Source organism: Pseudomonas fluorescens group sp. PF-69 (assembly GCF_054481235.1).
The window spans coordinates 6,633,832-6,655,611 of record NZ_JBTMNC010000001.1 but is presented as its reverse complement, the minus strand read 5'-3'; the positions used below and the strand labels follow the sequence as shown (position 1 = coordinate 6,655,611).

Below are 21,780 nucleotides of genomic sequence, written 5' to 3'. Positions count from 1 at the left end.
TCGGACACCTGCCGCACCAAGTTGGTGAGCTGGTCGATCCCGTCGGCCAACTGTTCGCCGGCCACGACGCTGGTCTGACGCGATTCATCGGCCAGCGCCGCCACCTGCAAAATGCTCACATTCAGTTGTTCTACCGCCGCTGCGGCGACAGTGGCCGATTCGCTTTGCCCTTCGGCGTTACTGGTCGCCAGCGCCGCGCTTTGTTCGAGTTCGTGAGAGGAGTGGGATATTTCATCCAGACGCAGCTGCAATAGTTGCTGCTGGCGTTGTTCGTGGTTTAGCCGCTGCTGAAAGCTTCGTTTGATCGGCTGCAGCAACCACTCGGCAGCGCTGAGTGGCGCGTGGGCGTCATGCAAGGCGGAGTTTTCACAGTAGCGTTGCAACTGCCCGATCTCCTGCAACAGCAGCCACAGGCTGGCAATGGCCAGGTAGGCCAGTACCGCCCACAGCGGCCCTGTTGGTAGCGTCGCAGCGGCCAGGGCCCCGCCCGTCAGGCTAATCGCTAACAACGTGTGGATCATGCCGGCGATGCCCAGTTCGCGCAGCAGCAAGAACGCAGGGTAGGTGAGCCACTTCATGTGTCTGAATCTCCAATGCGGTAGCCAAAAAAAAACGCCTGAAGCCTCTGCAAAATATCTGCAGCGGGTTCAGGCGCCTTTGCCTCGCAGGAGCGAATCCTGCCGATGTGATTTTTCAGATAGCAAGAGTGATGCCACAGGCTCTCGGCAATTTTCAAAGTCGTTGAGCCACTTCGTGTTGCGCGCAGCGTTTATAGCGATGGGTTGCGCGACGCAGCAATTGCGTAGTTGATTTTCAGGCTTTGCTCTGCACCACGATATTCAGCATTGGGTACTGCTTAGGCCTCTCATCACCGAGCGTGTCTGGACGTCCAGAGGCTACCCATCTACGCGCTGAGCCACTCTTCAACCTTGTCACGGCTCGGGATGCCCCCTGAGTGAACAACTTTTCCATCAATCACGACACTCGGGGTGGACATGACCCCGTAGCTGACGATCTGTTGCATGTCTTCGATTTTTTCCAGCTTTACGGGGACGCCTTTCGCACTCGCCACCTGTTCGATGATGGCTACTGTCGATTTACATTTTGCACAACCGGTGCCCAGAACCTTGATGTCTTTCATAAAAACCTCGGTAGGTGGATTACAACGCGAAGTTGAAGACGTAACCAACGATGAGAATGCCAACGGCGACAACTCCAATGAAGGTGGCTATCAGGCGAACTTTCAACACCTTGCGCAAGATCACCATCTCAGGAAGGGATAGAGCGATGACACTCATCATAAAGGCCAGCACAGTACCCAGCGCTGCGCCCTTTGCGAGCAGTGCCTGCACAATGGGGATGATGCCTGCCGCATTGGTATACATGGGGATGCCGATAAGAACCGCGAGCGGAACTGACCACCAGGCTTCCTTGCCCATGAAGCTGGCCATGAAATCCTCAGGCACATACCCGTGAATGCCTGCGCCAATGGCAATACCCGCAAGGATGTAAGGCCATACTTTTCCGACGATTTCACGCACGCTGCTGAACCCGGCATTTATCCGCTCATACAGCGGCATACTCGTATCCCCGGCGGTTGCCTGGATCTTGGGCATATCACGGACCCAGTCTTCCAGATAGGTCTCCATTTTCAGACGCCCAATGACCCAACCGGCAACAATCGCAATAAACAACCCCAGGCTGAGGTACAGCAATGCAACTTTCCAGCCGAACAGGCCAAGCAGCAGTGTCAGCGCTACCTCATTCACCATGGGCGCAGAAATGAGGAAAGAGAACGTCACCCCCAGGGGCACTCCGGCTTGAACAAAACCTATAAACAGAGGAACGGCCGAGCACGAGCAAAACGGGGTAAACACACCGAGAGTGGCCGCCATGACATTGGCCGTGCCCTCGCTTCGACCTGCCAACATTGCGCGGGTGCGTTCAGGCGTGAAGTGGGAATTGATCATGCCCATCAGGAACACGATGCCGGTCAACAGCATCAGCACCTTGGGCGTGTCGTAGAAAAAAAACTGTAAGGCACCTCCCAAGTGGCTGTTGCGATCAACCGGAAGCGCTGCGACCAAAGCCTCTGAAACAGGTATCAGGGCTTCATACAATCCGAACCAGACAAGCGCTGCTACCGCTAAAAACAGGCGGGGATTGCGCTCCGGCCAGCGCACGATCATTTCATTCATGTCCTCTACTCCTGGGATGTAGGCGCACTAGGCCACGGACGGATCGCCAAGATAGGTTGCGATCTCATTGACTGTGCTGCGTGCTGTGCGTGTTACACCGATCTGTGTGGCGGAAGCCGAACCCGTCCACTCGCCATAGCCCACCAGCCATAGTCTTGGTTCCTGGATCGAGTGAGTGCCGTCGACCTCAACACGACCTTCAGTGTTGATCACCCCCAACGAGTCCAGATGCTGAAGTGCGGGCCTGAACCCGGTACACCAGATCACCACATCCACTGCGGATTCAGATCCATCGGCCCACATCACACCATCGCGAGTGAAGCGTTCAAAGGGGCGCACGGATTTGAGGGCTTCACGCTCACGGGCTTCCAGCACTGGCGGCACCATGACAATGTCCCCCAACCCGCCGACGGGCTGGTCAATGACACGCCCCTCCTGCTGGGCCTTCAAGCGCTGGGTGGCGCGCTCGAACAGTACCCGTCCATCCACGTCGTCAGGCAAAAACACCGGCTCGGCAGGGGTTACCCAAGTGGTCTCGGCGACCTTGGAGACTTCTGCCAAAATCTGCGCTCCTGAATTGCCACCACCCACCACCAAAACCTTCTTGCCAGCAAAGGCTTGTGCATCAACATAGTTCGCGGAGTGCAATTGCCGACCGGCGAATAACTCGGCATCAGGGTAGTGAGGGATATACGGACTGCTCCAGGTGCCGGTGGCGCTGATGACAACCCTGGCATCCCAATACCTGTCGTCGGAACGTACTCGTAAGCCAATTTCAGTACGCTCCACAGCGGTGACCCGAACCGGACGCTCAACAGGAAACTGATAGCGCTGCTCATATTGGTTGAGGTAGTCGATTACATGATTTCGCGTTGGATACCCCTCCTGCGCAGGAGGCATCATCCAGCCAGGGATCGAACTCCAGGTGGACGGGGAGAATAAACGCAGCGAGTTCCAGCCATGCCCCCAGGCACCACCGGGCTCCTCCTCTGCGTCGAGGATAACGAACGAAAGTTGAGTTCGGCGCAGGAAATACGCTACCGCCAAGGCTGACTGACCCCCACCGATAATCACTACATCTCGTTGGTCGCTGGGCGAAGGAATCATGGGGAAAACCTTGAGTCGATGTTGGGCGGTAGCCAGTATAGCGACCCCGGTTTGAACTCAACTGATCCAGCTCATAGGTTGGGCGCCTCCTGCGCGGTGCCGGCGCTTGCTGCCGGCAGTTGGAGCATGCACGTCAGAAGGGGGGGAAGTGTGGTCACATTCTGTGACGAGTCATTTTTATAAACATGGGGATAACCGTTCGATAAACACATTTTCTCAAATCCAGTGGCTTTGACTTCGCAGCCCGGAATGGCCTGAATGTAGGGGCGGGACTCACCTTCGTCGCTTCGGGAGTATCGATAGCGGCGCTCAGCCAAAAATAGGATCAATGTATTGGCGTGCGGGGCTGAAATTTCAGCCTCGCTGAGCCTCGGTGATGATGAAAACCGACGACTTTAAGACTTGTCTTTCAGGGCTGAGTGAGTTTTCAACTCTTCGTCAATGAATGCAGAGATCATGGCTCTGTATACCCGCTCCACGACATCAGGTGAGGCACCGGAATCGTTTGCGATTGCGCGCACTTTGCTGATGACCTGTTCAACCCGAGCTGGAGCGCGCACATCATCAGTGGTTTTCTTGAAAGCCGCCGCCTGGGTGACGAGGTTGCCGCGCCTGGCGAGGAGTGCAACCACATCGCGGTCGATACGGTCTATGTGCTGACGAACTTCTTCGATTGATGTGCAACGTACTTCCATATAAAAAAATTTCCTTTTAAGTAACCGGAATGCGTCAGTTTTTCCGCACTGATCACCGCGATCACCCTGGCCAGCGCAGTTTCAGTGCCGACACGCCTATCCATGGGCTCGGTGGCGAGCCAGGTGGATTGAGTCTTTGTCCGCGATCCAAAGCAAAGCGACTGTCTGCCGGGTAATGGCAGACAGTACTGGCAGGGCCAGGGGCTACATACTAAAGCGATTGACCAGATTGTTGAGATGTGTGGCCAAGCGCGCCAGCTCTTCACTGGCCACGGAGGTCTGCTGAACTCCGTCTGTACTCTGCTTGGATATGTCGCTGATTGCCACTAAGTTACGATCGACTTCTCGCGCCACTTGGGCTTGCTCTTCTGCTGCGCTGGCAATCACCAGGTTCATCCCGTTGATTTCGGTGATCCGCTCGGCGATCAAGGTCAGCGCCTGATCCGCTTCACTGGCCATTGTCTGACTGCGCGCAGCAAACTCGCCGCTCTGCTGCATGTCACGAACACCCTCTTGCGTCACGCTTTGGATGGCAGAAATCATTCGTTCGATTTCTTGAGTCGAGGTTTGGGTGCGTTGAGCCAAATTGCGAACTTCGTCGGCGACTACCGCAAAACCACGGCCTGCCTCACCAGCGCGGGCCGCCTCAATCGCAGCATTGAGGGCAAGCAAGTTGGTTTGCTCGGCAATGGCGCGGATCACGTCCAATACGCGACCGATGTTCGATGCCTCCTCAGCCAGGCGGAAGACGGTGCTGGTGGTTTCATGAAGCTTGCCGCTGAGCTGATCGATAGTCTCGCGGGTGAGAACAACCTGTTTGCGTCCCCCATCTGCCAACACCATCGCTTCGTGTGAAGCGTTGGACGTGCGGCCGGCGTTGTCCGCGACTTCATCCACTGCAGCGGACATTTCGGTTACGGCCGTCGCTGCCATTTGCATCTCGTCATTTTGCCGATGGATACCCTGGGCTGTGCCCTCAGTGACTGCCTGAAGTTCTTCAGCGGCAGCCGCCAATTGAGTCGCCGAGCCTTGGATGTCCTGCAAGGTATCGCGAAGAGTCACCTGCATCGTCTGCACAGATTTCTGCACGTCGGTCACTTCATCGCGGCCGCTGACCTGAATCGACTGGCTCAGGTCGCCAGCCGCTACACGAGCCGCTGCATCCTTAAGCGTCGCCAAAGGCTGAATGATGCTACGTATAAGCAGAGTGGCGAAGACACCACCGCAAATCAGCGTTCCCAAGAGCAGCAGCACTAACATGGTGCGGGTAGAGTCATACAGGACAACGGCGGCGTCATAGACGCGCTTTGATTCCTCCAGTTGGATCTGGATGAGGTTGCTGAAGCCCTCCGAAAGCGGATCAATCACCGAGTACATTTCATTTTCGACGAAGGCATCGAGTGCCGCCTTGTCGCCACGTTCCAAAATGCCCTTCAAGCGATCAATGGGTTCTTGAGCGTGTTCCACCAGTTTGGCAAGAACGTCGACCGAACGTTGTTCTTCATCGATCATCTGGGTCTTTTGGTAGGCGGGCCAGAGAGTGTCGATCTGCCGATCGGCGTCTTTCACCTCATGCTCGGCTTGTGCATAGGTCATGCGGCCGCTACGCGCCTTGTGGCTGCTATCGACAATTTTCACCGCATACAGGTCGGCGATGGTTTTCAGGTCACGCAGCGGAACGACTCGATCCAGATAAACCGTATTGAGGCCAGCGACGCTTCTCTGAAGAGCACTGAGCCCCATCAATCCGATAATTATGCAGCCGATCAACATGGCGCCAACTAGCATTAATAGTCGGGTTCGAATAGTGAATTGCTGCATGAGTGCGATCCTGTTTCGTATGGCTTGCCACAGCGAGATGACCCGGCAAGTGTTGTTTCGTTAATGTGGGTAAGTGGAAACTTCAAACTGTTTTTACTGGGTATCTCTGGACTTAAGTACTTGCCTTCGCGTTAGGCATGCGAAACGGAGTGTGTTAAGTCAGGTGGTTCGATTTGCGATTCAGTCCGCTGACGAGTAAGCACGTCATAGCCTGAATGGAATATGCAATATTCGTTGTGAATTATTTAAAGTATCTGGATTGCGAAGTGACAATTGATGGATGTGATCGATTTTAATAAGTGCGCAATTGCTATTTGTTTGGTCGTGTAAAAGTTGCATGGCCATTTCAACGAGAGCGTCGGTCTGTTTTTTTTGGATTACTGGATGGTCTGGCAGACTGGGTCGGCAGGGCTGCTCGTACCCAGCTTTTCGATTCAAAACAAGGTGATCGCCGTATATCATGAATTGGTCGTATTGAAATTTTATAAGCGACATTTAGATATCTATTTGCGACTTTGGCGTGCTGAATCTGCGGCAATTACCATGCCGAATTGATGGGTTGTTATCTGTCGCTGGTCATGATAAGCGTGCACGATCGTGCCAAAAAATCTCGTACCCTTTGAAAAACAGGGCTTGTACGCATCAAGAAATTTTTATTTCAGGCATTGGAAGCCTTTCAGTGGGGGCATGCAGTCCGTTTCGATTTTGCCCTGTTTGTGAGCATGCGTTCTGAAGGCGCCCATTAATGGGGCGCAATCTCAGGGCCCTCAAAAGCTGAAATGTGGTATTTGAAAATTCTTCGTATTTGTTCGGGTGAGGCACTTGGAAAAAATTTAATCGTCTTGAACGGTGGCAGTCATTGGGTTTTGGTTGTTTTTTCAAGAGCGCATTAAAACTGACCTCCGCTCAGAAGGTTTCTGGAGTGGATTCAGAAAGAGTTGGGGCAAGACTTCAATTACCGATCCGGATTTCATTACACGCCAGCTTCTCATCAGATGGATTGCACGGTGTTCATATCTCGCCGACGCTGTTGGAACGGTCGGAATCGAGTTCCACGCAGAAGGTTCAGGGTGTAGGCGCCGACGCCAAATTGACCCGGTTACCGAGATGTCCCTGACCCGATCTGTTCCTTGCTGACAACCAACTTGGCTGAATTTGCTCCGATTTGGAGGTGGGCCAGTCTTGCGTCGGCACTCGGTCAATTCGGCGTCGATATCAACAGCCTCATCACATTGGCGGGGCTGAATGCATACCCGCATAATGGCCGCATTCAACTACACATTAGCGGGGATGACGATGACGGCGGAGCCGGAACTCAGCCAAGTAAAAAGGCGGCGTCAGTTCATAACCTATGCCCGGCTGGCCGCCGTCACTGTGATGATAATCGGCTTGGTTGTGCTGGTTGGCTGGCTGCTTGATGTGCCTTCGCTAAAGGCAGTGCTGCCTGGCTGGACTGCAATGGTGGTCAATACCGCCTGCACGTTCGCTGTCCTCGGTGTGGGACTGTGGTGCGCTACGTTTAGAGTGTCCCTGGCCGGAAACTGGATCAGACGGCTTGGCGCTGTCGTGACGATACTGGTTGGAGGACTGACCCTCGTTGAATATGTCATGTCGGTTGATCTCGCTATTGATTTGCTCCTTCCTTTCGAGCTTCAGCGCACTCAACCTGTTCTTTTTCCGGGGCGAATGGCGCCGGCGACAGCGCTGTGTTTTCTGCTTTCCGGCTTTGGCCTGCTGCTTGAGGGCAGGCCATTGCTGCCGCAAATATTCGCTTCATCAGCGCTATTTATTAGCCTGATGGCGTTTGTGGGTTATTTGTTCGATGTCAGCGCGCTTTACTCGGTGGGCCTCTATAGCTCCATGGCCATCCATACGGCTATTGCGCTGATCCTGTTCAATACCGGACTGCTGGTTATCCAGGAGCGTTCCGAATTCGTCGAGTTACTGATAAGCGACACAGCGGGTGGTGAGGTTGCCAGAAGCTTGCTCGCCAGTATCCCGGTGGTCATTCTCGGCATCGGAGGTGCTCTGCTGGTCGGTGAAAGGTTGGGCTACTACGATAAGCGGTTCAGCCTGGCCTTGATGGCGACGCTGAGCATAGCCATGCTCGTTGCGGTAATCCTGCGAACTGCGAGGCATCTTTGTCAGCTCGATAAGTCGAGAGGGAATGCTCAGGCGGAACTGGCTGCGCTGAATGCATCCCTTGAGTTGCGGGTGTTCGAACGAACTCGTGCCCTCGAAGCGGTGAACAGCAAACTAACGGACGAAATATCGCAGCGACAAAAGGTCGAAGATGATGTGCGCCGACTGTCACTGACGGATGAACTGACCGGTTTGCACAATCGCCGCAGCTTTTTTCTTTTGGCTGACCAGCTAATGCGCTCTGCTCGCCGTAATGATCAATCCTGCTTGTTGTTTTTTGTTGATCTCGACGGTCTGAAAAAACTTAATGATATCCACGGCCATGAGGCGGGCGACCTGGCGATCATAGCGGCTGCGCAGGTGCTCAAATCAGCATTTAGAGTGAGTGACATTGTCGCCAGGATCGGCGGTGATGAGTTTGTAGTTCTGGCTGTCGACGCGGGGGAGTCCTCGGATGCGCTCTCTGCTCGTGTGCAAGCACTGGTCGACGAATTCAATGGTAGTGAACGCTGTCGTTATCCTATCGGCTTAAGTATCGGTGCTGTTCGTTGTTCGCCAAATGAGCTGAAGCCTCTGGGGGAGTTGCTTGCATCTGCAGATGCCGCGATGTACGCCAATAAGCAGCGTCGTCGTCAGCAAGCTCTGCATTGTGTCGGGTGCGCGATACATGTACCGCCCAGGCCCGTAGGCCACCCACTTGAATCGCCCTCGGTCTCGTAGGTGCTTTCGCGTACTTAGTTTGGGTCTTCAGATAGTCCGAGTCGCTTTCAGCGTTCAGTGGTTTTGAGCTGCACTCCGTTCCGGGAGAACGTGGCGATCCGAGGCTTGGTTCCGGCCTATCCCGCAAGCAGGATGCTGAGGACACAATCCAGCGCCAGAATGAGCTGGCAGGGGGGGCAGCGAGGTGGGATTGAAGGTTCGAAAGCGGAGAGAAAGTCGGCTGGAAGGCCCGGAAATACTGGAGGGAGGTGGAGCGGGTAGAGGGAATCGAACCCTCAACTAAAGCTTGGGAAGCTTTCGTTTTGCCACTAAACTATACCCGCATTACTCGCGTTCACCGTGCACTCAAGCGGGTTGTTCAATAAGAACCCTCGTTATCAGCTTGTTAAGCTGGAGTAATGCCATTATGCGACACCCGCTCAGAGCGGTGACTTTGTACCAGATACGGCTGGGGATTTGAAGTTTTTCTTTACGTGGGGCGGGTTTAACGCAGTTGAAGCGCTTGGCGGTCTATCGCGGGCAAGCCTCGCACGTGCAGGAATGCGTTTAACGCTGCGGGGCGAAACTTGCTCGCGATGACTCTGTTTCAGATTGCCAATGCATGGTGGTCCTGGACGTAGTGGTAACGCGGTCGGCTTTCGTGCTGTGCCGGTTTCAGGAACCCAAGCAGTGCGTTGCGGCTGTCCCGGCAGGCGGCTTTGTGCTCCATGTCGAGAAAGTGGCCGGTGGCTTCAAGCGTCGTGAAGGTGGCGTGTTGCACGTGGTCGGCGAACAACCGGGCGCCTTCGGCGGCGGTGTATTCGTCCCATTCGCCGTTCATGAACAGCACCGGTACGTTGATTCGCTGCGCAGCCTTGAAAAAGCACTGGCGATCACTGTGCAGCAGGTCGCTGATGTGGAAATGCATCTGCCCGTATTCATGGTCGGCCAGGCTGCTGACGTGCCGGTAGTTGAAGCGCTTGAACAGCGTCGGCAAGTGTTTGCCGATGGTGCTGTTCACCAGGTTGCCGACCCGGTCGCCATCGCGGCAGCCGAGGTAATCCACACCGCGCTCGAGGTAGTCGAGCATGTGCGCGTTGATCTCCGGCGAGAACGAGCTGATCACGGCTTTTTCGATGCGCCGTGGCTGGTGGGCGAGTGCGACCAGTGTCGCGGCGCCACCCCAGGAAAACGACAGCACGTGTTCGGCGGCGAAGTGGTCGATCAGCTCCAGGAGGATCTGCCCCTCGACTTCCTTGGTCAGCAATTTCTCATGCAGGTTGTGGGCCTTTGACTTGCCCGCGTAGGGCTGGTCGTAGCAGACCACATTGAACTGTGGGTGCAGGTTTTTCACGGTTTGAGCAAACGACGCAGTCGTGGCCATCGAGCCGTTGACCAGAATAATGGTCTTCTCTGCGGCGTCTGCGCGATAGAACTCCGTGTAAACCCGATACTGACCCTGTATATCCAGCACAGCGATTTCTGGCCTCATGTCATAAGACTCCTGGCAAGCGGGTATGCGCGCAAAAGAGATTGCACGAGCTTTGTGACAGGTAGGCATACGCCTGGAATTTGAGAGGCCCATGTCGATCCGGTACGGCAGGTCGACGGGTATTATTATTGGCGGGCAGTTTGCCGGGGAGGCGGAACCTGAAGGTTCTCTACCGGCAAAAAGTTTCTTGGATGCATCTTGTGACTCGTCAGTCACATTTCGGCTGACGACCTGATTCAAGCAGGGGAGACGCGATCACGCAAGTGCCGTTGGTAAATTGTTCGACAACTTCTGCTCAGCGGTAGGCGGCTTAGATCATTTCGATCTCGTCAAAGCTCAGCGGACGGTATTCGCCCGGTTTCAGCGCCTCATCGAGCACCAGAGGCCCCATGCGTTCGCGATGCAGGCGCAGCACTTTGTTGTCGAAGTGTCCGAACATGCGCTTGACCTGGTGATAACGGCCCTCAACGATGCTCAGTCGCGCGGATTTGGGCCCCAGCAGCTCTAGCCCGGCGGGTTGGGTCGTGAGGTCTTCGAAGGCGAAGTACAGGCCTTCGCTGAATTTGAGCGCGTACTCGGGGCCGATTTCCTGTTCGGTTTCGACGTAATAGACCTTTGGCAGTTTGGTTTGCGGTTGGGTCAGGCGCCGCGACCAACTGCCGTCGTTGGTGATGATCATCAGGCCGGTGGTGTTGAAATCCAGTCGACCGGCGATGTGCAGCTCATCCTTGTCCGGCTCATGGATCAGGTCGAGCACCGTCGGATGCTGCGGGTCACGGGTGGCGCTGACGCAACCGGCGGGCTTGTGCAGCATGAAGTGGCGAACCGGTTTGCCGGCCTGCAGCACTTGCTCGTCGACCTCGACGCGGCTGAACTCACGGACGTCGGCATGCGGGTCGCGGGTGATTTTTCCGTCAATCCTCACGCGTTTTTCCACCAGCAACAGGCGCACCTGCTGACGGTTGAAGCAGGGCAGGTTGCTGAGGAAGCGGTCGACGCGCATGGCTAAGGATCGGCGAAAAAGGGGCCGCGCATCTTACTCGATTGGCCGGGGCGCCGCTTGCAACTGCGCCTCGACGGCGGCGCAGCGCGGGCACAGGCAGGACGTATTGCGCAGCTCGGGCGGCAATGCCTGGAGTATCGCCGGGTCGATGCTGACGCCATAGCACCAGCATGCCCGGTCAGCGGTTCGCGGATCCGCCAGGGTGCAGTCATTGGGCGCACCGCAGGCCGGGCAGAGGTCTGGCTGATTCATGAGTCGTTAGCCATAGACGGATTGAGGCATTTCCACGCACGTACGGTTGCGGCCGGATTGTTTGGCCCGATACATCGCATGATCGGCCCGCGACAGCAAGGTGTGCAAGGTGTCGTCGACCCGCAGGGTGGTCAGGCCGATGCTGACCGTCACATGCAGGCTACTGCCGTTGTAGGCATAGCGCTGGTGTGCCACATGCTGGCGGATTTTCTCGGCGATCATCAGACCGGACTCACCGTCGGTGTCCTTGAGCAGCACGATAAACTCTTCGCCGCCCCAGCGGCAGACGATGTCGGATTGGCGCAGGCAGCTCTCCAGGTCCCGTGCGAAGCCGATCAGCACCTGGTCACCGGCCAGGTGGCCGTAGGTGTCGTTCAACACCTTGAAGTGGTCCAGGTCCAGCAGCAACGCGGTCAGCGGTTTGGGTTCGCGTTGGGCTTCCTGCATCGCTTGTGCGGCCAGCAGGTCGAAGCCGCGACGGTTGGGCAATTCGGTCAGGCTGTCGAGGGTGGCCTGGGCCTGGATCTTGTCCTGATAGCGTTTGATTGCCCGGTTGAGCAGTGCGAGCACGATCAGCGTGACGATCAGGCAGATCAGCAGGTTGAGGTAGAGCGAGCGACGGATGTCACTGAGGTCGCTGTCTTCGAGTTTGTCGACGAACAAATACCAGTTCAGCTCCGGGATGAACCGCACATTGAGAAAATGCCCCTGGCCCGCGCCGGAGTACTCGTAGCTGCCGCTGTGGGGTTTGGGCAACTGGCTGACCAGGTCTTTCATGCTGTCGATTTCGCTCAGCGATTGTCCGACCTGGGCGCCTTGCGGGCCACCCTCGGCACCGGTCAGTACCACGCGTCCGAAGGTGTCGACGAAATACACGCTGCGCTGGTAGTGCTGCTGGTACTTGTCGATCAGCTTGATCACCGCATCGACGGTCAGGCCGACACCGGCCGCACCGATGAACCGGTTGTTGTAGTCATAGACCTTGTAGTTGATGAAGACGGTCAGGTTGTCCTTGTTGGCCATGTCGGGATCGACGTTGATCTCGTAGGGATCCTTCATGTCGCGCACGCGAAAGTACCAGGCATCGCGGGGCTCGGTCACCTTGACCTGTTTCAGTACGCCCTTGGCGTGGTAGTAGGTCAGGCTGGCGTCGGAGACGAAAAACGCCGTGTAGGCGCCGTAATGGGTCATGACCTCGTTGAGGTAGCGGGTCATCGGGACGGGGTCGCGTTCGCCGTTGACCACCCAGTCGCGCATGAAGGTGTCGCGGGACATCATCGAGGAAATCAGGATCGGTCGGACCAGGTCTTTCTGGATTTCCGAGTAGACCGTGTCCGAAGTCAGCGGCAACTCAGTGTTGACGATGCTGTCGCGGATCGACGTGCGCGACGCGTGGTAACTGAGAAACGAAGTGGCCAGGAAGCCGGCGCCCAGCAACGCGATCAGCGTGAGAATCAACGAGCGTTGAGAATACAGCGGCGAGCGAAGCGGCATGACACATTCCGTTGGCAGTAATCCGATGGCAGCATTCTAATGGCACTGCCGGGAAATAACTGCTCCATGTGTGCCACGAATGGTCATAAATCTTGCCTGGACCTCGTGGGAGCAAGCTCGCTCCCACAGGATCACTGTCAGACGAGGCTTTTCAGATAGGCTCGCCATCCGCCGAAACGAGTGATATCCACCGCACCCTCCAACCCATAGGCCTCGCAGATGAATCCGCTCTCCCAGCGACCATCCGCCAGTTGTACTTTGCCCAGGCCCAGCGGCGCCGGAATGCCAGTCAGGAACGAGCCCAATTCACTGCTCGGCAATTCCCACACTTCTACGGCAATCGCCACGCCGCCCTCGCTTACCCGAACCATGCCTGGACGAAACGGCGGGCCGCCGGCCAGTGCATACAGTTGATAATCAGGCGAACTCTGGGTGGTATCGACCAGCCGGGCCCCACGGCGCTTCAATTGCCAGTTCAGTGCCAGGCCATCGAGGTGCGCGCCGCAGACCACCAGCCGCGCGCGGTCGTTCCGCGCCACCGTCGTCGGTGCCGGCTCGGTTGAACCTTGCTGGCGCTGCAGGCCAGCCGCCACGCTCAACAGGTACTGGTCGGTGAACGCCCGCCCGAACAGCGTCACGCCCCACGGCAGGCCATTGCCCATGAAACCGCTGGGCACGGCGACGGCGGCGTAATCGAGCAGGTTCATGAAGTTGGTGTAGTAACCGAGTTCCGAGTTGCGCAGCACCGGTTCGGCTTCAAGCTCCGCCAGCGTGACGGGGCGGCCGATGGTCGGTGTGAGCACGCAATCAAGACCCTCGAGTGCCTTGTCACACAGGGCTTTGAGCGCTTGCAGTCGATACTGGGCGCGGAAGGTTTGCACCCCGCTGACCGCCGGGGCCTTGGCCAGCACAGCGCGGATCACTGGCAGCACGGCCTCGGGATTTTGCTCCATCAGTTCGCCGGCCACGCTGTAGCGCTCGGCCACCCACGGGCCTTCGTAAAGCAGGCGCGCGGCTTCGAGGAAGGGCGACAGATCCAGCTCCACGGCTTCACCGCCCAGGGCCTTGAGTTGCTCGACGGCTTCGGCGAACAACAGCGGCCCTTCAGTGCAGCCGAAGAATTCCAGGTCCTGGGATCGCGGCACACCGAAACGCAATGGACGCAGCGCGCCGAAGGCCGAGCCGTCATTCCACAACGGGTTACTGCGGCTGTACTCGTCCCGTGGGTCGAGGTGCGCAGTGAGCGCCAGCAACTGGCTGGCTTCCCGCGCGGTGGCGGTGAAGGTGGTCACGCAATCGAGGGTGCGGCAGGCGGGTACCACGCCAGCGGTAGAGATCAGTCCCTTGGTCGCTTTGAGCCCCACCAGATTATTCAATGCCGCCGGCACGCGCCCCGATCCCGCCGTGTCGGTGCCCAAGGCAAAACTCGCCACTCCGAGCGCCACGGCCAGCGACGAACCGGCGCTGGAGCCACCCGACGGATACTCCGGCAACACGCTGTTCGGGCATGCGCCGTAAGGCGAACGGCTGCCATTGAGGCCGGTGGCGAACTGGTCAAGGTTGGTCTTGCCCAGCGGCACCGCGCCCAGCGCCAGCAGTTGCTCGACGATGGTCGCCGAGCGCTGCGGCACATAGGCGAAAGCCGGGCAGGCCGCCGTGGTCGCAATGCCCGCCAGATCGATGTTGTCCTTGATCGCGAACGGCACGCCGTACAGCGGCAGGCTGTCGATGTCGCGACCGTCGAGGGCGGCGAGGTAAGGTTCCAGTTCTTCGACACTGAGCAAGTGGATGAACAGGTGATAGTCCGGGTTCAGCGCCGCGGCTTTGTCTCGCAGGCTCAGCAGCAGTTGCCGGGGCGTGGTGCTGCCGTCGCGGTAAGCGTTGCGCAGGGCGTCGAGTTGCAGATCGATGTTCATGACGTTCGTCCTTTTCAAATGGGTTCAGTCGAGTTCCAGCACCACGACGCGTTGTCCGGCACGCACCGCCGAACCCGGCTGCACGCGAATCTCCCGCACCACCCCGGCCATCGGCGCGAGCAGCGGGATTTCCATCTTCATCGACTCCAGAATCACCAGCACATCACCGGCCTCGACCCGCGTGCCGGTGTCCACCTGGACCTGCCAGAGGTTGCCGGCGATGTGGCTGTCGACGCTCTGCTGACCGCTGGCCAGCGGTGCGTCTTCGGTGGTTTGCGCGACCAGCTCTTCGCTGTCGAAATGCGCCTGGCCGCTGGCGATCCAGCGTTCGCGCTCGGCGTTGAAAGCACCCTGTTGCTGGCTGCGAAACGCCTCGATGGTCTCGGCTTCCCGCGTCAGAAACGCCTGGTAGTCGGCGAGGTTCAACTGACTGTGTTCGATGTTCAGGTCGAAACGCCCAAGGGGGAAATCCCGGCGGATGCGCAGCAGTTCATCGGCGCTCACCGGGTAGAAGCGGATCTGGTCGAAGAACCGCAGCAGCCACGGTTTGCCATCGAACGCGGCGACTTCGCGGTAGCGATTCCACATCTGCAGCGTGCGCCCGACGAACTGATAACCGCCGGGGCCTTCCATGCCATACACGCACATGTAGGCGCCACCGATGCCCACCGAGTTCTCGGCGGTCCAAGTGCGGGCCGGGTTGTACTTGGTGGTCACCAGGCGATGGCGCGGATCGAGCGGGGTGGCGACCGGTGCGCCGAGGTATACATCGCCCAGGCCCATCACCAGATAGCTGGCATCGAACACCGTGCGCTGCACTTCATCGAGGTTCGGCAGGTCGTTGATGCGCCGGATGAACTCCAGATTGCTTGGGCACCAGGGCGCGTCCTTGCGCACGGTGGTCATGTATTTCTCGATCGCCAACTGACACGCCGGGTCGTCCCAGGACAGGGGCAGATGGACGATGCGCGACGGCACTTGCAGGTCCTTGGCCGCGCACACGGCGTCCCATTCGCCGGCGACGATGCCGAGCAGATCGGCCAGCGGCAGTTGCTCGGGCTGGTAGTGCACTTGCAGCGAGCGGATGCCCGGTGTCAGGTCGATCACGCCGTGCAGGCGTTTGCTTTCCAGCGCCTGCATCAGGGCGTGGGCGCGGAAACGCAGGACCAGGTCCAGTTCCGGCGCGCCGATTTCCAGCAGCAGGTGAGTATCACCGGATAGGCGCGCCACCAACCGCGTATCGTCCTGCCCAATGTCCAAAACCACAGGCGACACAACCGCCTGTGGGAGCTGACTTGCCAGCGATGGGGCCCTCTCAGGCAACATTGATGTATCTGAAACACCGCTATCGCGAGCAGGCTCGCTCCCACAGGTGGCCCATTTCAAGGCGAGGTTGCGGGCGGTCTTCAGATCGACCGGGACGAACTGCACCTTGTCCCCGGCCTTGAGCTGCCCCAACTGCCAGAGATCCGCCTCGATCACCGTCACCGGGCAGACAAACCCGCCTAGGCTCGGGCCGTCCGGACCGAGGATCACCGGCATGTCGCCGGTGAAATCCACGGCGCCGATGGCATACGGATTGTCATGAATGTTCGAGGGATGCAGGCCGGCTTCACCGCCGTCGGCACGCACCCACTCGGGTTTGGGCCCGATCAGGCGCACGCCGGTTCGGCTGGAGTTGAAATGCACTTCCCACTGCGTCGCGAAGAAGGTGCCGATGTAGTTTTCGGTAAAGTATTCCGGGGCGCCATGGGGACCGTAGATCACCCGGATCTGCCGCACGGCAGGCAGCCCGCTGACTTGAGTTTCAGGCAGTTGCGCACCGACGCTGCGGTCATTCAACGCCAGTACATGCAACACATCACCCGCCCGCAAGGCACGACCGCCGTGACCACCAAACTGGCCGAGGGTGAAGGTGCTTTTGCTGCCCAGGTAATCCGGAACCTGCAAGCCGCCACGCAGGCACAGATAGCTGCGTGCGCCGGTCCCGGCGATGGTACCCAGGCTCAAGGTTGCGCCTGCAGGAACCAGGAGCGCCGTATTCATCGGCACCGATTCACCGTTCAGCGTCAGGGGAATCACTGCCCCGGTCACCGCCACCACCGCGTCGCAATTGAAGCGCAGCAAGGGTCCGCTCATGGTGATTTCCAGCGCCGCAGCGCCTTCCTCGTTACCCAGCAACAGGTTGCCCAGGCGCAAGGCACGACTGTCCATCGGCCCCGACGGCGGTACGCCGACTGCCCAATAGCCGAGGCGCCCCGGATAGTCCTGAACGCTGGTCTGGGTGCCGGCGCTCAGCACTTCGAAGGTGTTGGCCTGATACACCAGGCCTTCCAGGCAGCGGGTCCACGGCTGGCCGCTGGCGAAGGGCGCATCGAGCAGGATCTGCCGCAGGTAATCGCGGTTGGTTTCCACGCCGTAGAGCAGGCTGTCGCCCAAGGCCTGATGCAGATCGGCGCGGGCCTGTTCGCGTGTCGGTGCCCAGCTGATGACCTTGGCGATCATCGGGTCGAAGTACGGCGGGATCTCGCAACCGGCCTCGACCCAGGTGTCGATACGCAGTTGGATGCCGTTGGCGGCGGGAAAATTCACAGCCGTCAGCAAGCCTGGACTGGGTTGAAAATCCCGGCCCGGATCTTCCGCATACAAGCGCGCCTGAATCGCATGACCTTCCGGCCGCAGTCCTTGACGCAAGGCTTGCAGCGGCGGCAAATCTCCGGCCGCCAGTTGCACCATCCAGCGCACCAGATCCACCCCCCACACCTGTTCGGTGACGCCGTGCTCCACCTGCAGGCGGGTGTTCACTTCAAGGAAATAGAAGCGCTGGGCATCGCTGTCGAACACAAACTCGACGGTGCCGGCGCTGCGGTAATTCACTGCTTTGGCCAGTTTGATCGCCGCTGCGCAGAGTTCATCGGCCATGCCCTCGGGCAGGTTTGGCGCCGGGGTTTCTTCGAGGACTTTCTGGTTGCGCCGTTGCACCGAACAATCGCGTACGCCGAGGGCGATGACCTCGCCACGGCCATCGCCGAACACCTGCACCTCCAGGTGCCGGGCGCGCTGAATGTACTTCTCGATGAACACGCCAGCGTCGCTGAAGTTGTTCTGGCCAAGGCGCTTCACGGCCTCGAAGGATTCGCTCAACTCGGCCGCGCTGCGGCACACGCGCATGCCGATACCGCCACCGCCGGCGGTGCTTTTGAGCATGACCGGATAGCCGACCTGCTCGCCAGCGATCAGTGCCGCGTCGAGGCTGTCGAGCAACCCGGTGCCTTCGAGCATCGGCACGCCGTGCTGCTTGGCCAGGGCACGGGCGGTGTGCTTGAGACCGAACACACGCAGTTGTTCTGGCGTCGGGCCGATAAAAGCGATGCCGGCGATTTCGCAGGCTTCGGCGAACGCGGCGTTTTCCGACAGAAATCCGTAGCCGGGATGAATCGCCGTGGCGCCAGTGGCCTTGGCGATGGCGAGGATTTTGTCGACCGCCAGATAGGTGCCGGAGGCCGCGCCTTCACCGAGGCTGTGGGCTTCATCGGCGTGCAGGATGTGCAGGCTGGCGGCATCGGCTTCGGAGTAAACGGCAACGCCCTGGACTTGCAGGTCGCGCAAGGTACGCAGGATGCGGCAGGCAATGGCGCCACGGTTGGCAATCAGGACTTTTTCGAACATGGCATAACCCCTGAAGGGGATGCGGGCCGTCCCGCAGTTTTTCGATGAGCGCCGGGGTCGTCCCCGACGGAAAAATCTTTTTTCTTCAACGCTGACCCCTGTAGGAGCGAGCATGCTCGCGATGGACGTGAACGATGACGCGTAGCACCAGATGCCCAGCGGTGGCCTCTGGTTTTTCGCGAGCAGGCTCGCTCCTACAGTGGCTGGTGGTGTTCTTTAGGTTTGGTGCACTGCCCCGAACGGGCCTGGCACAGGGCAAACAACCAGCGGCGCAAAGGGCTGAGTTTCAGTTCCATACCAGCAGCTCCGCAGGTGTCGGGTTGTAGGCGTTGCACGGGTTGTTCAGTTGCGGGCAGTTGGAGATCAGCACGATCACGTCCATCTCGGCGCGCAGGTCGACGTATTTGCCCGGCGCGGAAATTCCGTCCTCGAAGGTCAGGCCGCCGTCAGCGGTGACCGGCACGTTCATGAAGAAGTTGATGTTCGGCCCGATGTCGCCCTTGCCCAGGCGCCCGTCGTGCACGCAGGCACGCAGGTAGTTGTCGCGGCAGCTGTGCATGTAGCGTTTTTCCAGGGCGTAACGCACGGTGTTGCTCTCTTGGGCGCAGGCGCCGCCGAGGGTGTCGTGACGGCCGCAGGTGTCGGCGACGATGGTCAGCATCGGCTTGCCGAGGTTGGAATACAGCACGCTGCCGGTGCTCAGGTAGACGCTGTTCTGCCGACGCAGGGTGCGTTGCACGTCGTAGCGTTCTTTCGGGTTGGCGACGCTGTAGAACAGGGTGTCGACGGCCTGGTTGCCTTCCAGGTCAAGGATGCGCAGGGTCTGGCCAGCCTTGACCTCCATCAGCCAGGGTTCGCCGGCGGGGATGGTGGCGCGGTAGATCGCGTTTTCTGGCTGCCGGTTTGTGGTAGCGGCGGTGGCGATAGCGAGTGACATGGCAGCGATCCTCAGGCGAACAGACGGTCGGTGTTGATGAAGCCGCGCTCGTTTTCCGGGCGCGAGGTGCGGCAGTGTTCGGCGACGCTGGCGTCGGCGTTCATCCAGCTGAGCTTCAGCGGTTTCGGCGCATAGTCCGGCGATGGGTCCATCGGGTGTTGCAGGGCGGTCAGCACCACCAGGGTGTCCATCGGCGCGTACAACTCGATGTAATCGCCGGCCTTCGAGTGGCCTTCGACGAAGTGGAAGCGCCCGGCATCGTCGACGTTCACCCGGCTGAACAGATTGAGGGTCATCAGCAGGTCCGACAGGCCCAGCCCCCACTTGCCCAGTTCCACCAAAAGGTTGTCGGTGCCGTTGCGGAAGAAGCCGTTGCGCAGTTCCTGATAGCGGCCGGCACCATATTTTTCCGCGACTTCTTCAGCGCACAGTACGCCGCCGAGGCTGTCGCTCCAGCCGCAGGTGTCGGCGGTGATGGCGGCCAGTACGCGGCCCATGTCCGAGTACAGGCAATGGCCAGCGGTGAGCTTGGCGGTGTGCTGGCATTTGAGGCTGTCGGGCAGGTTCAGGCGTTCGGTTTTTTCATTGGCGTTGAGCAGTGTCAGGCTGACGTTGGCACCGCCGCGCAGGTCGGTCAGGCGCAGCAGTTGGCCGCGTTTCAGGACGAAGGAACGATGGCCGCCGCCGGGGAGCATTTCTTCGGCGAAGGGCGGGAACAGTTGAGTCGAATCAGTCATTTTCAGAATTCCTCTAAGCGAGACGAAGCGTGCCTGCCAGGGGCATCGGCAGGGCGTCGACGGCGGCGCGTTGGGCGCGGCGGTCGCTGTTCAAAGGGATGTCGTAGGTGATGCGTGCGCCATAGGCACCGGGGGCATGCGGGTCGACGCGGACCTTGTCGAACACCAGCAGGCGCGTGCCGAGGCTGAAGCCTTCGGACAGGTCATGGGTGACCATGAACACCGTCAGTCGGGTTTCGCGCCACAGCTCCAGCAACAAGGCGTGCATGTCTTTGCGGATGCCCGGATCGAGCGCGCCGAAGGGCTCATCGAGCAGCAACACGCGCGGCTTCATGACCAGCGCCTGGGCAATGGCCAAGCGTTGCTGCATGCCACCGGAAAGCTGCGCCGGGTACTTGTCCAGCGAGTGCCCGAGACCGACTTTGTGCAGCAGCACCGAAGCCTGTTCCCGCGCCTCACGCTTGGCGCTGCCGAACAGGCGCCCGAGCAACGGCGAGCGCGGCAGTTCGAGGCCGAGGGCGACGTTGTCCAGTACGCTCAGGTGCGGGAACACCGAGTAGCGTTGAAACACCACGCCACGGCTGGCGTCCGGTTCACCGGCCAGCGGCTGGCCGTCGAGCAGGATTTCGCCGCGACTGGCGCGCTCCTGGCCCAGCAACAGGCGCAGGAAGGTCGACTTGCCGCAACCGGACGCGCCGACCAGGGTGCAGAACTCACCCTCATTGATGTTCAGGTTCAGGCCTTCGAGTACCACTTGATCGGCGTATTGCTGCCAGACGTTGTTCACCGTGATGAAGCTCATTTGGCGGCCCCCTCATACCAGGGAAACGCGCGACGGGTCAGGTATTTGAGCCCCCAATCCATCAGCCAGGCGAGCAGGGTGATCCACACCACGTAGGGCAGAATCACATCCATGGCCAGGTAGCGGCGCACCAGGAAGATCCGGTAACCGAGGCCGTCGGTGGAGGCGATGGCTTCGGCGGCAATCAGGAACAGCCACGCCGAACCGAGCATCAGGCGCAGCGAGATCAACAGGCGCGGCAGCAATTGCGGCAGCACCACTCGCAGCATCAGGGTCCAGGTCGAGGCGCCGAGGGTCTGGGCCTTGATCAGCAACTCCACGGGAATGTCCCGGGCGCGCTGCTCCAGGTCTCGGGCCAGGGCAGGGGTGATGCCGATCACGATCAGCATCACCTTCGACAATTCTCCCAGGCCGAAGACGATGAACAGGATCGGCAGGATCGCCAGCGGCGGCACCATCGACAGCACCGTCAGCAGTGGCGACAGCGGTGCGCCGAACAGCGGCAGGGTGCCAGCGGCCATGCCCAGGCACAGCCCGGCCAGCGCGCTGATGCCCAGGCCGATGGCCAGGCGGCGCAGGCTGGAGGCAGTGTCCTGCCACAGTACGTATTCACCGGTGCGGCTGTCGGCGACGAAGGCCAGGCGTTTGACCGCATCGGTCATCTGCACGGCGCTGGGCAGCAACTTGTCGTTGGGGTTGTCCGTCAGCCGTTCGGCCGAGCCCATGAAATAGGCGAACAGCACCAGGGCGAACGGCAGGATCACCAACAGCAGGCGGCTCGGGCTGTCCGGGTGACGATTGATCAGGCGCATGGCC

At 59.3% G+C, this 21,780-nt stretch carries 16 protein-coding genes, 1 tRNA gene and 3 pseudogenes; 2 read left to right on the top strand and 18 right to left on the bottom strand.

Going from position 1 to position 21,780, the window contains the following annotated elements:
* The 4 genes and pseudogenes from ACX3YF_RS31090 to ACX3YF_RS31075 all read right to left on the bottom strand — a co-directional run.
* Positions 1-578: pseudogene (locus tag ACX3YF_RS31090) on the bottom strand (methyl-accepting chemotaxis protein); the annotation flags it as partial.
* A 326-nt stretch (positions 579-904) separates the two neighbouring features.
* Positions 905-1,141, bottom strand: a complete 237-nt coding sequence (locus tag ACX3YF_RS31085) for a thioredoxin family protein (RefSeq protein WP_047526614.1) — start codon at positions 1,139-1,141, stop codon at positions 905-907.
* A gap of 19 nt (positions 1,142-1,160) precedes the next feature.
* Entirely contained in the window at positions 1,161-2,198 is a 1,038-nt protein-coding gene (locus ACX3YF_RS31080) for a permease (protein WP_458974821.1), read from the bottom strand.
* 27 nt (positions 2,199-2,225) lie between these two features.
* Positions 2,226-3,305: an ArsO family NAD(P)H-dependent flavin-containing monooxygenase gene (locus ACX3YF_RS31075; RefSeq protein WP_458974820.1), complete on the bottom strand. Its 1,080-nt coding sequence runs from the start codon at positions 3,303-3,305 to the stop codon at positions 2,226-2,228.
* Positions 3,306-3,553: 248 nt separating this feature from the next.
* On the opposite strand from ACX3YF_RS31075, the pseudogene ACX3YF_RS31070 reads away from it, so the two are divergent.
* Positions 3,554-3,628, top strand: a pseudogene (locus ACX3YF_RS31070) (LysE family translocator); the annotation flags it as partial.
* A 72-nt stretch (positions 3,629-3,700) separates the two neighbouring features.
* Here the strand turns inward: ACX3YF_RS31070 and ACX3YF_RS31065 are convergent.
* From ACX3YF_RS31065 to ACX3YF_RS31055, 3 genes and pseudogenes are all read right to left on the bottom strand, one after another.
* On the bottom strand, positions 3,701-4,000 hold the full coding sequence (locus ACX3YF_RS31065; RefSeq protein WP_198132070.1) for a chorismate mutase: 300 nt from the start codon (positions 3,998-4,000) through the stop codon (positions 3,701-3,703).
* A gap of 204 nt (positions 4,001-4,204) precedes the next feature.
* Positions 4,205-4,933 (bottom strand): methyl-accepting chemotaxis protein, encoded by a 729-nt coding sequence (locus tag ACX3YF_RS31060; RefSeq protein WP_458974878.1) that lies wholly within the window; start codon positions 4,931-4,933, stop codon positions 4,205-4,207.
* A gap of 126 nt (positions 4,934-5,059) precedes the next feature.
* Positions 5,060-5,821 (bottom strand): annotated as a pseudogene (locus ACX3YF_RS31055) (MCP four helix bundle domain-containing protein); the annotation flags it as partial.
* Between the two features lie 1,260 nt (positions 5,822-7,081).
* Here ACX3YF_RS31055 and ACX3YF_RS31050 point away from each other — a divergent pair.
* Positions 7,082-8,683 (top strand): GGDEF domain-containing protein, encoded by a 1,602-nt coding sequence (locus ACX3YF_RS31050; RefSeq protein WP_448645970.1) that lies wholly within the window; start codon positions 7,082-7,084, stop codon positions 8,681-8,683.
* A gap of 249 nt (positions 8,684-8,932) precedes the next feature.
* On the opposite strand, the gene ACX3YF_RS31045 is transcribed toward ACX3YF_RS31050, so the two are convergent.
* From ACX3YF_RS31045 to ACX3YF_RS30995, 11 genes are all read right to left on the bottom strand, one after another.
* A tRNA-Gly gene (locus ACX3YF_RS31045) sits at positions 8,933-9,006 on the bottom strand.
* Positions 9,007-9,269: 263 nt separating this feature from the next.
* Positions 9,270-10,154 carry an alpha/beta fold hydrolase gene (locus tag ACX3YF_RS31040; RefSeq protein WP_130208654.1) on the bottom strand — a complete coding sequence of 295 codons (885 nt, stop codon included), beginning with the start codon at positions 10,152-10,154 and terminating at the stop codon, positions 9,270-9,272.
* A gap of 310 nt (positions 10,155-10,464) precedes the next feature.
* Positions 10,465-11,157 (bottom strand): pseudouridine synthase, encoded by a 693-nt coding sequence (locus ACX3YF_RS31035; RefSeq protein WP_130208652.1) that lies wholly within the window; start codon positions 11,155-11,157, stop codon positions 10,465-10,467.
* Positions 11,158-11,190: 33 nt separating this feature from the next.
* Positions 11,191-11,409 carry a cysteine-rich CWC family protein gene (locus tag ACX3YF_RS31030; protein ID WP_458974819.1) on the bottom strand — a complete coding sequence of 73 codons (219 nt, stop codon included), beginning with the start codon at positions 11,407-11,409 and terminating at the stop codon, positions 11,191-11,193.
* Positions 11,410-11,415: 6 nt separating this feature from the next.
* Positions 11,416-12,903 carry a sensor domain-containing diguanylate cyclase gene (locus ACX3YF_RS31025; RefSeq protein ID WP_130208648.1) on the bottom strand — a complete coding sequence of 496 codons (1,488 nt, stop codon included), beginning with the start codon at positions 12,901-12,903 and terminating at the stop codon, positions 11,416-11,418.
* 137 nt (positions 12,904-13,040) lie between these two features.
* Positions 13,041-14,819, bottom strand: coding sequence for an allophanate hydrolase (atzF, locus tag ACX3YF_RS31020; protein ID WP_130208646.1), 1,779 nt, complete (start codon positions 14,817-14,819; stop codon positions 13,041-13,043).
* 24 nt (positions 14,820-14,843) lie between these two features.
* The gene (uca, locus tag ACX3YF_RS31015) at positions 14,844-18,488 is read right to left on the bottom strand and encodes an urea carboxylase (protein ID WP_458974818.1); all 3,645 of its coding nucleotides are present in this window, start codon (positions 18,486-18,488) and stop codon (positions 14,844-14,846) included.
* A 286-nt stretch (positions 18,489-18,774) separates the two neighbouring features.
* A complete protein-coding gene (locus ACX3YF_RS31010) occupies positions 18,775-19,425 on the bottom strand; it encodes an urea amidolyase associated protein UAAP2 (RefSeq protein ID WP_130208642.1) in 651 nt (216 codons plus the stop codon).
* A gap of 11 nt (positions 19,426-19,436) precedes the next feature.
* Positions 19,437-20,162, bottom strand: coding sequence for an urea amidolyase associated protein UAAP1 (locus ACX3YF_RS31005; protein ID WP_130208640.1), 726 nt, complete (start codon positions 20,160-20,162; stop codon positions 19,437-19,439).
* Positions 20,163-20,175: 13 nt separating this feature from the next.
* On the bottom strand, positions 20,176-20,964 hold the full coding sequence (locus ACX3YF_RS31000) for an ABC transporter ATP-binding protein (RefSeq protein ID WP_448645974.1): 789 nt from the start codon (positions 20,962-20,964) through the stop codon (positions 20,176-20,178).
* Complete coding sequence (locus tag ACX3YF_RS30995) at positions 20,961-21,776, bottom strand: ABC transporter permease (RefSeq protein WP_198132081.1); 816 nt, start codon at positions 21,774-21,776, stop codon at positions 20,961-20,963. Before ACX3YF_RS30995 ends, ACX3YF_RS31000 begins: the two co-directional genes overlap by 4 nt.
* Positions 21,777-21,780: the final 4 nt, after the last annotated feature.